Source organism: Stutzerimonas stutzeri (genome assembly GCF_009789555.1).
Lineage (GTDB): Bacteria > Pseudomonadota > Gammaproteobacteria > Pseudomonadales > Pseudomonadaceae > Stutzerimonas > Stutzerimonas stutzeri_R.
On the sequence record NZ_CP046902.1, the window covers coordinates 1,861,156 to 1,873,936 of the forward strand.

The window sequence follows — 12,781 nt, forward strand, 5'->3', positions numbered from 1 at the left end:
CATTAAGCGCGCACTCTACCCGCTGTGCTCCGCCGAATGCCAGCCGTGCCGACGTATGTCTACGCGATCATTGATGATGGTTATGCCTTCGGCGCGCAGGCGCATGCGCTGTTCGTGCCCGGCGGCGGTGCCGGCTGGCAGGCTGAGCCGGCCACCGGCACCGATTACCCTGTGCCACGGTAGACGGGTACCGTCGGGCAACTGTGACATCAGCCGCCCGACAAAGCGCGCCGCCCGGCCGAGCCCAGCCATCGCAGCCAGCTCACCATAGCTCACCACCTTGCCCGCGGGGATTTGCGACATGATCACGTACACGGCCGAGCGGCGCGATTCGGCGTCGGCACCGGGCGGTAACAGTGGCGGATGTTCGGCCATGGAAAATGCGTCCTGAGGGCGGTCGGCGTTGCCGGGCAAGCGGGGCTGAACTCGTTTCCCGTTCGGCGGTCAGTGCTTGCTGTAACTCAACGCATAGGGATAATGCCTGCCTTTTTAACCGCTCCTGCGCAGAATTTCAGCCTCTCTATGATGTTTTCCAGAACCCTGCTTTGCGTGTCGCTTTCCGTTTTTGCCCTGCCGTCTCTCGCCGACACCGTCTGGCTGAAGAATGGTGATCGCCTGACTGGCAAGATCAGCTTGCTCGACGGCGGCAAATTGCTGATCGAAACCGACTACGGTGGATCGATCCCGGTGAAATGGAGTCAGGTCGCGACCCTGGAAAGCAACCAGCAACTGCTGATCAAGCAGGACGATGCCACCGGCGAAATGGCCAAGTCGCTCCAGGCCGCCGACGATGGGAAAGTCACCTTGAGCAACAGTGGCGTACCACGCACGGTCCCGCTGACCAGCATCACCCAGATCATTCATCCCAAGCCGCTGATTCAGGACCTGACCTGGAAGGGCAACATCGATGTCGCGCTGGACTACAAACGCGCGGAGACCGATACGGACGACTATGACCTGTCCTTCGACACCTCGGCCCGTCACGGCCTCTGGCGGCACAACGGGACGGCCAACTACAACCGCGAGTACCGCGACGGCGTAACCGCGACGGACAACTGGGATGCCGAATACGCCCTGGACCGTTTCCTCGATGAACACTGGTTCTGGCAGGGGCGCCTGGAGTACAAGCGGGACAACGTGGAAGACCTTCGCCGTCAGCGCACGCTGGGTACCGGTCCGGGTTATCAGTTCTGGGACAACGAACTGGGGGCCTTCTCGCTGGCCTCGCTGGTCAACCGCAGCGACTACCAGTTTGCCGATGGCAGCAAGGAGAACTTCTACTCGCTGGCGATGAAATGGCGATACAACCGCTACCTGGTGGGCAAGACGTTCGAACTGTTCAGTAACGGCGAGGTGGGCAAACCACTGGAAAACGTCGCCGACTACCAGCTCGATGCCGAGGTGGGATTGCGTTACAAGGTTACCGACTGGGCCTCGTTGAACATGAAGGCCGAAAAGGACATCGTCAGCGGGGCGGAAAGCGATATGGACGAAACGCGCTACAGCATCGGCTTTGGCGTGGGTTGGTAAGGCATCGAGCCACAAGAAGAGGCATAGCACGCCCCTGCTTGCGGCTCGAATCGGCTGTCAGAGGCGCAACCCGCCGTCCAGCTCCAGGATACGTCCGGTGTAGTAGTCGTTCTCGAAGATGTAGGCGACCGAGTGGGCGATTTCCATTGGCTTGCCGAGCCGCTTGAGCGGAATGCCGGCGGCCATCTTCTCCAGTGCTTCGGGTTTCATGCTGGCGACCATTTCGGTCTCGATGAATCCGGGCGCCACGCCCGCTACACGGATGCCGTAGCGCGCCAGCTCCTTGGCCCAGACCACCGTGTCCGCAGCGACCCCGGCCTTGGCCGCCGAATAGTTCGCCTGACCCACGTTGCCGGCACGCGAGATCGAAGAAATATTGACGATTGCGCCCTGGCGCTTGAGCTCGATCATCTTCGCCGCCACCTCCCGGGTGCAGAGGAACACGCCGGTCAGGTTGACGTCGATTACCGCTTGCCATTGCGCCAGGCTCATCTTCGACAGTTCGCCATCCTTGACCTTGATGGTCAGGCCGTCGCGCAGGATGCCGGCATTGTTGACCAGGCCATCCAGGCCGCCGAAGTCATCGCTGACCTGGCTCACCATTTGGCTGACCTGTTCCTCGTTGGCGACGTTGCACAGGTAGGCGCGGGCATCGCCCCCGGCGCGCTTGCAGGCCTGGACGGCCTCGTCCAGGCGCTCCTGGTTCAGATCCACCAGCGCCAGGCGCGCGCCCTTGCCGGCGAGATATTCGCCCATCGCGCGCCCAAGCCCCTGGCCGCCCCCCGTGATGATGATCACCTTGTCTTTCAGCTGCATGCCCATCTCCTTCTCTGGATGCGGTCGCCGGTGAACGACGGCCGCTGGCGAAACCGTTATGCTGGCGGTCCGTCGAATCGAACAAGCCTCGAGGAACCCCAGTGAGCGTTGAAGCCGCCAAGCATGCCCGACAACTCCTGCTCAAGGAATACCGAGGCGCACTGTCCACGCACTCGCGGAGCATGCCGGGATTTCCCTTTGGCTCGGCGGTTCCCTACTGCCTGAGCGATGACGGCTGGCCGCTGATGCTGATCAGCCGGATCGCCCAGCACACGAAAAACCTTCAGGCCGATCCTCGTTGTTCGCTGTTGGTAGCCGAGCGCGGTGCCGAGGATGTGCAGGCCAACGGCCGGCTGACGGTGCTGGCGGAGGCACGGACACTCGTCGATACCGCGGCGATCGAGGCGGCGGCGGAGCGTTATTACCGTTATTTTCCTGAGTCACGCGACTACCATCGCGTGCATGACTTCGACTTCTGGGTGCTGCAGCCGGTGCGGTGGCGTTACATCGGGGGGTTCGGCGCGATCCACTGGCTGGACGACGTGGCGCTGGCCAATCCGTTCGCCCGTGCGGGCGGCGGTGAAAGCGACATGCTCGGGCACATGAACGATGACCACGGCGCGGCGATTGCCCACTACGTGGAGCGGGCTGGTCTGCCGTCGACCCCTGAAGCCTGCATGGTCGGGATCGACAGCGAAGGTTTTCATCTGCGCATCGGACGAGCGATTCACTGGTTGCCGTTCCCGGACACCTGCACCCATCCAGGTGCGGTGCGACAAGCACTCGTGTCGATGGCCAGGGGCTGATTCAGCCTGAGGTAAGCGCAGGGGTGAATAATCCGGTTACAGGCTGTTTCCCGGATGGGTTGAATTCGGTTCCACCTGCCGTCATCTACACCAGATCGGAAGCCGTTCTTCCGCCAAGGACTATCGATGCGTATTTTCTTATTGCTGTTTCTCCTGTTTCCGCTGGCCGAGCTGGCATTGCTGATCAAGGTCGGCAGCTCGATCGGCGTACTGCCGACCATCCTGCTGCTGATCATCAGCGGCATGGCCGGCATCCTGTTGCTGCGTCTGGCAGGTTTCGCCACCGCCTGGCGCGCGCGTGAGCGGTTGGCTCGCGGCGAGTTGCCGGAGCAGGAAGTGCTTCAAGGGCTGATGATGGCCGTCGCGGGCGGTCTGCTGTTCCTGCCCGGGTTTCTCAGCGACATCGTCGCGCTGCTGGTGCTGTTTCCGCCGTCGCGCAAACTGTTTCTCAACCTCGTCGGTCGCCGCGTCGAGGCCCAGGCCCAACGCCGTCGAGCCTTCGCCGATGACCTGCGCCAGCAACAGGACCGTCACGCCGGGTCGCAGCGTCCAAACGTGATCGAAGGCGAGTGGGAGCGCCGCGACAAGTAAGCATTGCTCTCGCATGCCAGCTGGCCTCTGCCAGATAACGGACCCCGCAGACTGGCGGGGTTCGCGTTTTTACAGGCCGTACTCGTCTGCCGAGCGGGAGCGCGTCAGCCCCGCTCGAGGCGTTTCCTGGCCAACTGCGATGAAAAAAACATCTGCGCCCCTTGAAATCAATTTTCCGCGCCCGCATGTAGCGGTCACCGCAAGGTCGCTGTCGTGTTCGACAGTCCGTCTTCTGCGGCTCGCGTTGCGGGCCGCAACCGGCCCCGCCGGATTTGCCAACCCGCCGATGAGAATGCATCGGCATGGAAACCACTGTACTAGGAGAGATCGACAATGAAGCTTCGTCCTCTGCATGACCGCGTCGTGATTCGTCGCAGCGAAGAAGAAACCAAGACCGCAGGTGGCATCGTGCTGCCGGGCTCCGCTGCCGAAAAGCCCAACCGTGGCGAAATCGTCGCTGTTGGCACTGGCCGCGTTCTGGACAACGGCGAAGTGCGTCAGCTGGCCGTCAAGGTTGGCGATCAGGTCGTCTTCGGCCCTTACTCCGGCAGCAACACCGTCAAGGTCGACGGTGAGGACCTGCTGGTGATGAGCGAGAACGAAATTCTCGCCGTCGTCGAAGCCTGATCAGCGCTCGCTCAAAGCGAACTGCGTTCCATCAACAGAATTTGAGGAAGAATCAACATGGCTGCTAAAGAAGTTAAATTCGGCGATTCCGCCCGTAAGAAAATGCTGGCAGGCGTCAACGTCCTGGCTGACGCAGTAAAAGCGACCCTCGGCCCGAAAGGCCGCAACGTGGTCCTGGAGAAGAGCTTCGGCGCGCCGACCATCACCAAGGACGGCGTCTCCGTCGCCAAGGAAATCGAGCTGAAGGATCGCTTCGAGAACATGGGCGCGCAGCTGGTCAAGGACGTCGCATCCAAGGCCAACGACGAGGCCGGTGACGGCACCACCACCGCCACCGTTCTGGCCCAGGCCATCGTCAACGAAGGCCTGAAAGCCGTCGCTGCCGGCATGAACCCGATGGACCTCAAGCGCGGCATCGACAAGGCGACCATCGCCGTCGTCGCTGAGCTGAAGAACCTGGCCAAGCCGTGCACCGACTTCAAGGCCATCGCCCAGGTCGGCACCATTTCCGCCAACTCCGACAGCTCCATCGGCGCGATCATCGCCGAAGCCATGGAGAAGGTCGGCAAGGAAGGCGTGATCACCGTTGAAGAAGGCTCGGGCCTGGAAAACGAACTGTCCGTCGTCGAAGGCATGCAGTTCGACCGTGGCTACCTGTCCCCTTACTTCATCAACAAGCCGGACACCATGGTGGCCGAGCTGGACAGCCCGCTGCTGCTGCTGGTCGACAAGAAGATCTCCAACATCCGCGAACTGCTGCCGGTTCTCGAAGCCGTTGCCAAAGCCGGTCGTCCGCTGCTGATCGTGGCCGAAGACGTCGAAGGCGAAGCCCTGGCGACCCTGGTCGTCAACAACATGCGCGGCATCGTCAAGGTTGCGGCCGTCAAGGCGCCAGGCTTCGGTGATCGTCGCAAGGCCATGCTGCAGGACATCGCGATCCTGACCGGTGGCACCGTGATTTCCGAAGAAGTCGGCCTGAGCCTGGAAACCACTACCCTGGAGCACCTGGGTAATGCCAAGCGCGTCGTGCTGAACAAGGAAAACACCACCATCATCGACGGCGCTGGCCAGCAGGCTGACATCGAAGCCCGCGTTGCTCAGATCCGCAAGCAGGTCGAAGACACCACCTCCGACTACGACAAGGAAAAGCTGCAAGAGCGCCTGGCCAAGCTGGCCGGTGGTGTTGCGGTGATCAAGGTCGGTGCCGGTACCGAAGTCGAGATGAAAGAGAAGAAGGCCCGCGTCGAAGACGCCCTGCACGCAACCCGCGCAGCGGTCGAAGAAGGTGTGGTACCTGGCGGCGGTGTTGCGCTGGTGCGCGCGCTGCAGGCCATCTCCGAACTCAAGGGCGAGAACGAAGACCAGAACGTCGGTATCGCACTGCTGCGTCGCGCTGTCGAAGCACCGCTGCGTCAGATCGTGGCCAACGCCGGCGGTGAGCCGAGCGTCGTGGTCGACAAGGTCAAGCAGGGTGAAGGCAACTACGGCTTCAACGCCGCGTCCGACACCTACGGCGACATGATCGAAATGGGCATCCTCGATCCGGCCAAGGTGACGCGTTCCGCGCTGCAGGCTGCTGCCTCCATTGGCGGCCTGATGGTCACCACCGAAGCCATGGTCGCCGAGAGCATCGACGACAAGGCCGCTCCAGCCATGCCGGACATGGGTGGCATGGGCGGTATGGGTGGTATGGGCGGCATGATGTAAACCTGCCTCCGCTGTATGAAAAGCCTCGCCTTTTGGCGAGGCTTTTTTTTTGCGCCATCGGCAGCGAACGGGTGTTTGGCGTGGTGCCTGGACAAACAGGCGACGCCCGGTTGGTCGTAGCCCTGCTCAAAAAACGACCACTTGTCATGTTCTTCGGCGCACAGCCAGATACTGGACTATGGTGAGCTCTCGATTCACCAGATAACAAGGGCTTGCGCCATGAAGCTTGAAATTGCACGAGGAATGTTTCTCGCCGGAGCGCTGGGTGTCGCTTCCCTGTGTGCCGCCGCTTGGAGCGAGCCCGATGCCCAGGTGGTGGCGCGCAGCGAGGTCAGCGACCATTGCCCGATTCCGCGCATGGCGCAGGTGCCTGCCTGGGAGGCACGCCCCGATCAGGATCTGTTGTTGTTCATGTACGGTTTGTCGCAGAGTCTGGTGGGTCAAAGCTAGCGATCCGCTTCGCCCCCTCTGCCCGGTACGAGCGGAGGGGGTGACGCTTCAGCCCTTGCTTCGAACGGTGCTGCTGCGTTCCGGACGTGCCAGCAAGGTGTAGACGGCAGGCAGGACGAACAAAGTGAACAGCGTGCCGACGGTCATGCCGGTCGCAATCACCATCCCGATATCGAAACGACTGACCGCGCCGGCACCGCTGGCCAGGATCAGCGGCACCATGCCGAACACCGTTGCCGCTGTCGTCATCAATACCGGGCGCAGGCGGATGGCCGCCGCTTCTTCCACGGCCTCGCGACGGCTCAGCCCGCGTTCCTGGCGCAGCTGATTGGCGAACTCGACAATCATGATGCCGTGCTTGCTGATCAACCCGATCAGCGTAACCAGTCCGACCTGGGTGTAGATGTTCATGCTCGACAGGCCGAGGAACAGCGGCACCAGTGCGCCACAGATCGACAGCGGCACGGTGACCAGAATCACCAGCGGATCTCGGAAACTCTCGAACTGTGCCGCCAGCACCAGAAAGATGACCGCCAGCGCGAGCGCGAAGGTCGTGTACAGGGCGGAACCTTCCTGGATGTACTGACGCGACGCGCCGGCATAGTCGAAGGTAAAGCCTTGCGGCGCTTGTTCGCGGGCGATGCTGCGCAGCGTATCGATGGCCTCGCCCATGCTGACGATCGGGAAGCCCTGGATGGTCGCCGCGTTGAGCTGCTGGAATTGCGCCAACTGGGTCGGACGTGCCCGGTCATGCACCTTGATCAGGGTGGATAAGGGCAGCATCTCGTTCCGGTCGTTCTTGACGTAATAGTTGCTCAACCAGCCCGGGTTGTCCCGGTAGGCCTGTTCGACCTGGGCGATCACCTTGTAGCTTCGGCCCTCGATGGTGAAGCGATTGATTTCGCTTTCGCCGAGCAGGGTGGCCAGCGTCACGCCGAGATCTTCCATCGTCACGCCCATCTGCGCGGCTTTTTCGCGGTCGATTTCGACGACGATCTCCGGCTTGTCGAACGCCAGGTCCACATCGAGAAACGCGAACTTGCCGGACGCCTGGGCCTTTTCCTTGATGCGCTCGGTGACCTGCAACAGCGACTCGTAGTCGTTTGCCGTGTTGATCACGAACTGGAATGGCAGTCCCTCGCCGGTGCCGGGCAGGGAGGGCAGGTTGAACCCGAAGATCTGCAGCCCGGGAATCTTGTCGAGCTTGGCCTGCACCAGGGGAAGCACTTCCATTTGGGTGCGCTCGCGCTCGTCCCAGGGCGTCATGAGAAACCCGCCGATGCCGCTCTGTACGCCGTTGAAGCCGTTGATCTGGAACCAGGAGTAGTACTCCGGGAACGATTTGAACACCTCCAGGAACTGGTCGGTATAGGCGTTCAGGTAGTCGAGGTTGGCCGTTTGCGGTGCGCTGGCCATCATGAAGATGATGCCCTGGTCTTCTTCGGGCGCCAGTTCGCTTTCGGTAAACATGAGCAGGACAGGAATCAGCCCGAGCACGATCACGGCGAACACCAGTACCACCGGACGCGTGTTCAGAGTGCCGTGCAGGGCGCGCTGATAGCGCAGCTTCAACCGATCGAAGATCAGGTCCAGCCGGTGAGCCAGGCCCGTCGGGCTCTGTTCATGGCGGAGCAGGCGCGAGCACATCATCGGCGACAACGTCAGCGCCACTACCCCGGAAATGATCACCGCACCGGCCAGCGTCAGCGCGAACTCCTGGAACAGCGCGCCGGTCAGACCCTGCAGAAAGCCGATCGGCGCGTAGACCGCCGCCAGGGTGATGGTCATGGTGACCACCGGCATGGCGATCTCCCTCGCGCCGTCAATCGCCGCCTGGATCGGCGCCTTGCCTTTTTCGATGTGGCGGTGGATGTTTTCCACCACCACGATCGCATCGTCCACCACCAGACCGATCGCCAGCACCATGGCCAGCAATGTCAGCAGATTGATCGAATACCCCATGGCCTGCATGAAGAACATCACACCGATCATCGACAGCGGAATGGTCACCACCGGAATCAGAACCGAACGCAGCGAACCCAGGAACAGGAAGACCACCACGATCACGATGACCACCGCTTCGGCGAGGGTCTTCACCACCTCGTCGATGGAGGCCTGGATGAAGCGCGTGGCGTCATAGGCGATGGTGACCTTCAAGCTCGGCGGCAGTTGCGATTCGATCTCCGGCATGATCGCGCGCACCTCGCTGATCACATCCAGCGGGTTGGCGCTCGGGGTGCCCTTGATGCCGATGTAGACCGAGGGAATGCCGTCGAACGAGCTGATGGCGTTGTAGCTTTCGGCGCCCATCTCGATCCGCGCCACATCGCCGAGCAGCACCCGGCTGTCGCCCTGGGTCTTCACCGCAATGGCGGCGAACGCCTCGGGCGTTTTCAGTTCGGTGTCGGCGTTGATGCTGGTGACGACGTATTGCCCCTTCACCTCCCCGGCCGCGGACAGGAAGTTGTACTTGCGTACCGCCTCGTTGACATCGCTTGCCGACAGGCCGTACGCGGCGAGTTTCACCGGGTCCAGCCAGAGACGCATGGCGAAGACCTGATTGCCGAGAATTTCGGCCTCGGCCATGCCGGGCAAGGTGGCCAGCTTCGGCTGGATGACCCGCGACAGGTAATCGGTGATCTGCGGATTGCTCAGCTGTTCGCTGTAGAAACTGATGTACATGAGCGCCGTGGAGTCGGCGGCCTGCTTGTTCAGCACCGGGTCCTCGGCATTCTGGGGCAACTGGTTCTTCACCGAGTTGGCTTGGCTCAACAGCTCGGTATAGAGCCGGTCGGTGTCGGCCCCGATTCGCGCGTAAACCGAGATGACCGAGAGGTTCTGCTGGCTCACCGAGGTCATGTAGTCCACGCCTTCGGCGCTGGCCAGACTCTGTTGCAGCGGCTGGGTGATATAGCCCTGGATGGTTTCGGCGTTGGCACCAGGATAGGCCGTGGTCACCGTGATCAGGGCGCTTTCCATCTGCGGATACTGGCGTATCACCAGGCTGTTGAACGCCTGAAAGCCGAGCAGCACGATCAGCAGACTGATCACGCTGGCCAGTACAGGGCGGCGAATGAATGGATCGGTAAAAGCCATGACGATCTATGTCCCTGTAGTCGACGCCCTCAGCGGTCGTCGGACCCGCTGTTTGGCGCGAGCGTACGTTTTTCGGCGATGGCGACGTGGGCACCGGTATCGAGCTTGAGCTGGCCGGCAACGATGACCTGCTCGCCTGCATCGAGCCCGTCGAGGATCACCACGCGGCCGTCGCGACGCTCGCCGGTCTCGACGAAACGCCGCTCCACGACCCGATAGGGTTCGCTGCGCTCGGCCGCCTCGGCGCCTTCCTCGGGTTCGGGCGGCTGACCTTCGGTCACGACCAGCACCGAGTTACCGTAAAGCGTGTAGGTGATCGCGGTTTCCGGCACCACGACCCGCGCCTCCTCGCTGGGCAACAGCACCTGCAGGTCGGCGAACATGCCAGGCAGCAGCCGCTCGCCCGGGTTGGCCAGCTCTGCGCGCACCTGCACGTTGCGGGTGGTGGTTTCCACCTTGGGATTCAAGGCGACGATCCTGCCTTCGAACCGTTCGCCCGGAAACGCGGCGACCTCCAGCCGAACGGCTTGTCCGATGCTGAGCCAGGGCACCTGCTGTTCGGCCAGATAGAAGTCGACGTACAGGGTCGACAGATCCTGCAAGGTGGCGATGGGCGTGCCGGCCGCAACGAAGTCGCCCACGTCGACCTGCCGGATGCCGATGGTCCCGGAGAAGGGTGCGAGGATGCGTTTTTTCGCCAGGCTCGCCTTCAACTGGGCAACCGTAGCCGCGGCTTTCTGGGATTCGGCATTGAGCCGGTCGAACTCGCTGCGCGAGATGGCCTGCCGGTCGACCAGGCTGCGTGCCCGCTGGAATTCCACTTTGGCCAGGTGCAGATCGGCCTCGGCGGCCGCCAGGCTGGCCTTCTCGATTTCGCTGTCGAGCAGAACGATCGGCTGGCCCTTGGTCACTTTTTCGCCTGAGCGAAACTGCACGGCGCTGACGGTGCCGGCAATCTCCACCGACAGGTCGATGCCCTGCGACGCTGTCAGCGTACCGATTGCCGGCAGCCGGCTCTGCCAGGGCTGGCGACTGGACTCGACGACCTCGACATCGATCGGCGGCTTCGGTGCCTTGAATTGCTGGATTTGCGAGTAGATCGAATTGAACTTCAAGGCGGCGAGGATCAGTACAACGACGATCACCGCGCCGAGCATGAGCAGCATGCGGCGCAACATTTTCCGTATTCCTTGGAGAGATGAGCCGGCTGACTACTGCCGTGATACGAGGCAGCCGTTCGAGTGCACACGAGCGACCGAGTGCCGGTCTGATGGGGCCTCGGTTCATTGTTCCGACAGGGTGCCGGGGAAGCAGCGAAATTAGCGTCGAATCCGACGCATGTAAAGGGACAGGTAAACGCCTTTCCGACACACTGCAAGCGGACGCACAAACTGGCGAAACAGAGCACAGCGTTGCGGCGGCCAGGACCCGACCGTGCAACGGCGCCGCCGCATGGCACCGTTGCATCGAGCGCGGGCCGTCAGCTTGCGAGGCGGTGCGTTACATCGCTGAGCTGGGCTGAAAGGTCGTGCAGGTTCCGGCTGGCTTTTTCTGTTCGTTCGACGTTGTCCTGGTTGGTCGTGGCGATGGCGGTAATTTCGGTCAGGTTGCGCGAAATGTCTTCCGCCACGAACGTCTGCTCCTCGGCTGCGGTGGCGATCTGCCGGTTCATGTCGCGGATCGCCTCGACTTCCCGGGTGATGCGCTGAAGCATGCCGCCCGCCTGCGTGACCTGCTCGACACCTTCGTCGCTGCGGTGCTGCCCGCTTTCGATCGCCCGCACGGCATCCACCGCGCCGGTTTGCACCGTGTCGATGATCTGGTGGATCTCGGCCGTGGAATCAGCGGTGCGTTTGGCCAGTGTGCGCACTTCATCGGCAACTACGGCGAAACCACGACCCGAATCGCCGGCGCGGGCGGCTTCGATGGCCGCGTTCAGGGCCAGCAGGTTGGTTTGATCGGCTATGCCCCGAATCACATCCAGAACCTTGCCAATGCGAGCGCTGTCGGTTTCCAGGCGCCGTATGACCTCGGCGGTGGTGACGATTTCGCCGCGCATCCGGGTGATCGTCTGGATCGTCGAGCGCATCATGTCCTCGCCCTGCTGCGCCGAATGGTCGGCGGTATCCGCTGCACGCGCGGCTTCTGCGGCATGGCGCGCCACCTCCTGCGCGGTGGCTGACATTTCATGCATGGCGGTTGCGACCTGATCGGTACGCGAGAACTGCTCGCGCGTGCCTTGCCCCATCAGCGCGGCGATGGCGTTCAGTTCGCCGCTGGCGTTATCCAGGTCCGAGGTGCTGCGTTGCAGGCGGGCGAAGGTGTCGGCAAGGAAATCGCGCAGGATGTTCGCGGCGACTGCCAGGCGCCCCAGTTCATCCGGGCGGGAACTGTCGACACGCTCACTGAAATTGCCTTGGCTCAGCTTGGCGATGTGATCGATCAATTGGCGGATCGGGCCGATCAGGTTGCGGTTGACCAGCCACACGCTCAGAAGCGCCACCAGTGCGCCGGCAACGAGCATGATCAGCGAGCCGGTGACGATGGCACGGTCGGCCGCGTGGCTGATTTGTTCGGCGTTGCGCAACGCAGCGTCGCGCAGTTGCTCCACCAGGGCGCTGAGCTGATCGCTGGTGTCGCGGTCGATGCCCTGCACGGCTTTGTCCCCGGCAAACGGGTCGTGTCCGGCGGCGACGTAGGCGTCACGGCCGGCACGGTAGGCAATACCCAGGCTGCGGTGGGTTTCGCTCAACTGGCGAAGCTGGCTCGACAGGGCCGGGGCATGTTCGCTTCGCTCGACCAGTTTCGCCAGGATCGCCTGGACCTTGCGTTCCTGATCCTCGAAGCGCTGCCAGTAGGTGTTCAACGCGTCCGGCGTCTTGCCACGCAGCAGGACATTTTTCCATTCCTGCACCTGAAGCTTGAATTCCACGTTGGTTTCGTCGATCAGGCGCGACGTTTCGATGGGGCCCTTGAGCAGTTTCTGGTAGGCGGAAATGTCGTCCGACAGAAATGAAAAGCTGGCGAGGGCGATCATCAACATCACCAGCAGGCTGCCGCCGATCAGGGTCAGTAGCTGAGCACGCAGGGATTTATTCACGAACATCGGAGCGGTCTCTTATCGAGGGGGCTTGCGAACACCGCAAGGGTGAACCGAG

11 protein-coding genes are annotated in these 12,781 nt (G+C 62.4%); 6 read left to right on the plus strand and 5 right to left on the minus strand.

The window, feature by feature from the left end; all coding sequences use genetic code 11:
• Positions 1 to 15: 15 nt before the first annotated feature.
• Positions 16 to 375 (minus strand): MGMT family protein, encoded by a 360-nt coding sequence (locus tag GQA94_RS08725; protein ID WP_158187639.1) that lies wholly within the window; start codon positions 373 to 375, stop codon positions 16 to 18.
• Positions 376 to 525: 150 nt separating this feature from the next.
• On the opposite strand from GQA94_RS08725, the gene GQA94_RS08730 reads away from it, so the two are divergent.
• Positions 526 to 1,530: a DUF481 domain-containing protein gene (locus tag GQA94_RS08730; protein WP_158190063.1), complete on the plus strand. Its 1,005-nt coding sequence runs from the start codon at positions 526 to 528 to the stop codon at positions 1,528 to 1,530.
• A 57-nt stretch (positions 1,531 to 1,587) separates the two neighbouring features.
• Here GQA94_RS08730 and GQA94_RS08735 read toward each other — a convergent pair whose 3' ends face one another.
• Entirely contained in the window at positions 1,588 to 2,346 is a 759-nt protein-coding gene (locus GQA94_RS08735; RefSeq protein WP_158187640.1) for an SDR family oxidoreductase, read from the minus strand.
• 101 nt (positions 2,347 to 2,447) lie between these two features.
• On the opposite strand from GQA94_RS08735, the gene GQA94_RS08740 reads away from it, so the two are divergent.
• The 5 genes from GQA94_RS08740 (at position 2,448) to GQA94_RS08760 (ending at position 6,527) form a co-directional block, all read left to right on the plus strand.
• Positions 2,448 to 3,152, plus strand: a complete 705-nt coding sequence (locus GQA94_RS08740) for a HugZ family protein (protein ID WP_158187641.1) — start codon at positions 2,448 to 2,450, stop codon at positions 3,150 to 3,152.
• Positions 3,153 to 3,278: 126 nt separating this feature from the next.
• On the plus strand, positions 3,279 to 3,743 hold the full coding sequence (locus tag GQA94_RS08745) for an FxsA family protein (protein WP_158187642.1): 465 nt from the start codon (positions 3,279 to 3,281) through the stop codon (positions 3,741 to 3,743).
• A gap of 333 nt (positions 3,744 to 4,076) precedes the next feature.
• Positions 4,077 to 4,370 (plus strand): co-chaperone GroES, encoded by a 294-nt coding sequence (locus tag GQA94_RS08750; protein WP_019340746.1) that lies wholly within the window; start codon positions 4,077 to 4,079, stop codon positions 4,368 to 4,370.
• Between the two features lie 57 nt (positions 4,371 to 4,427).
• Positions 4,428 to 6,077, plus strand: a complete 1,650-nt coding sequence (gene groL / locus GQA94_RS08755; RefSeq protein WP_158187643.1) for a chaperonin GroEL — start codon at positions 4,428 to 4,430, stop codon at positions 6,075 to 6,077.
• A gap of 219 nt (positions 6,078 to 6,296) precedes the next feature.
• Complete coding sequence (locus GQA94_RS08760) at positions 6,297 to 6,527, plus strand: hypothetical protein (protein ID WP_158187644.1); 231 nt, start codon at positions 6,297 to 6,299, stop codon at positions 6,525 to 6,527.
• 48 nt (positions 6,528 to 6,575) lie between these two features.
• Here GQA94_RS08760 and GQA94_RS08765 read toward each other — a convergent pair whose 3' ends face one another.
• The 3 genes from GQA94_RS08765 to GQA94_RS08775 all read right to left on the minus strand — a co-directional run bounded on the left by GQA94_RS08765 (position 6,576) and on the right by GQA94_RS08775 (position 12,729).
• On the minus strand, positions 6,576 to 9,623 hold the full coding sequence (locus tag GQA94_RS08765; protein ID WP_158187645.1) for a multidrug efflux RND transporter permease subunit: 3,048 nt from the start codon (positions 9,621 to 9,623) through the stop codon (positions 6,576 to 6,578).
• 29 nt (positions 9,624 to 9,652) lie between these two features.
• Positions 9,653 to 10,801 (minus strand): efflux RND transporter periplasmic adaptor subunit, encoded by a 1,149-nt coding sequence (locus GQA94_RS08770; protein ID WP_158187646.1) that lies wholly within the window; start codon positions 10,799 to 10,801, stop codon positions 9,653 to 9,655.
• 302 nt (positions 10,802 to 11,103) lie between these two features.
• Positions 11,104 to 12,729 (minus strand): methyl-accepting chemotaxis protein, encoded by a 1,626-nt coding sequence (locus GQA94_RS08775; protein ID WP_158187647.1) that lies wholly within the window; start codon positions 12,727 to 12,729, stop codon positions 11,104 to 11,106.
• Between the last annotated feature and the right edge of the window lie 52 nt (positions 12,730 to 12,781).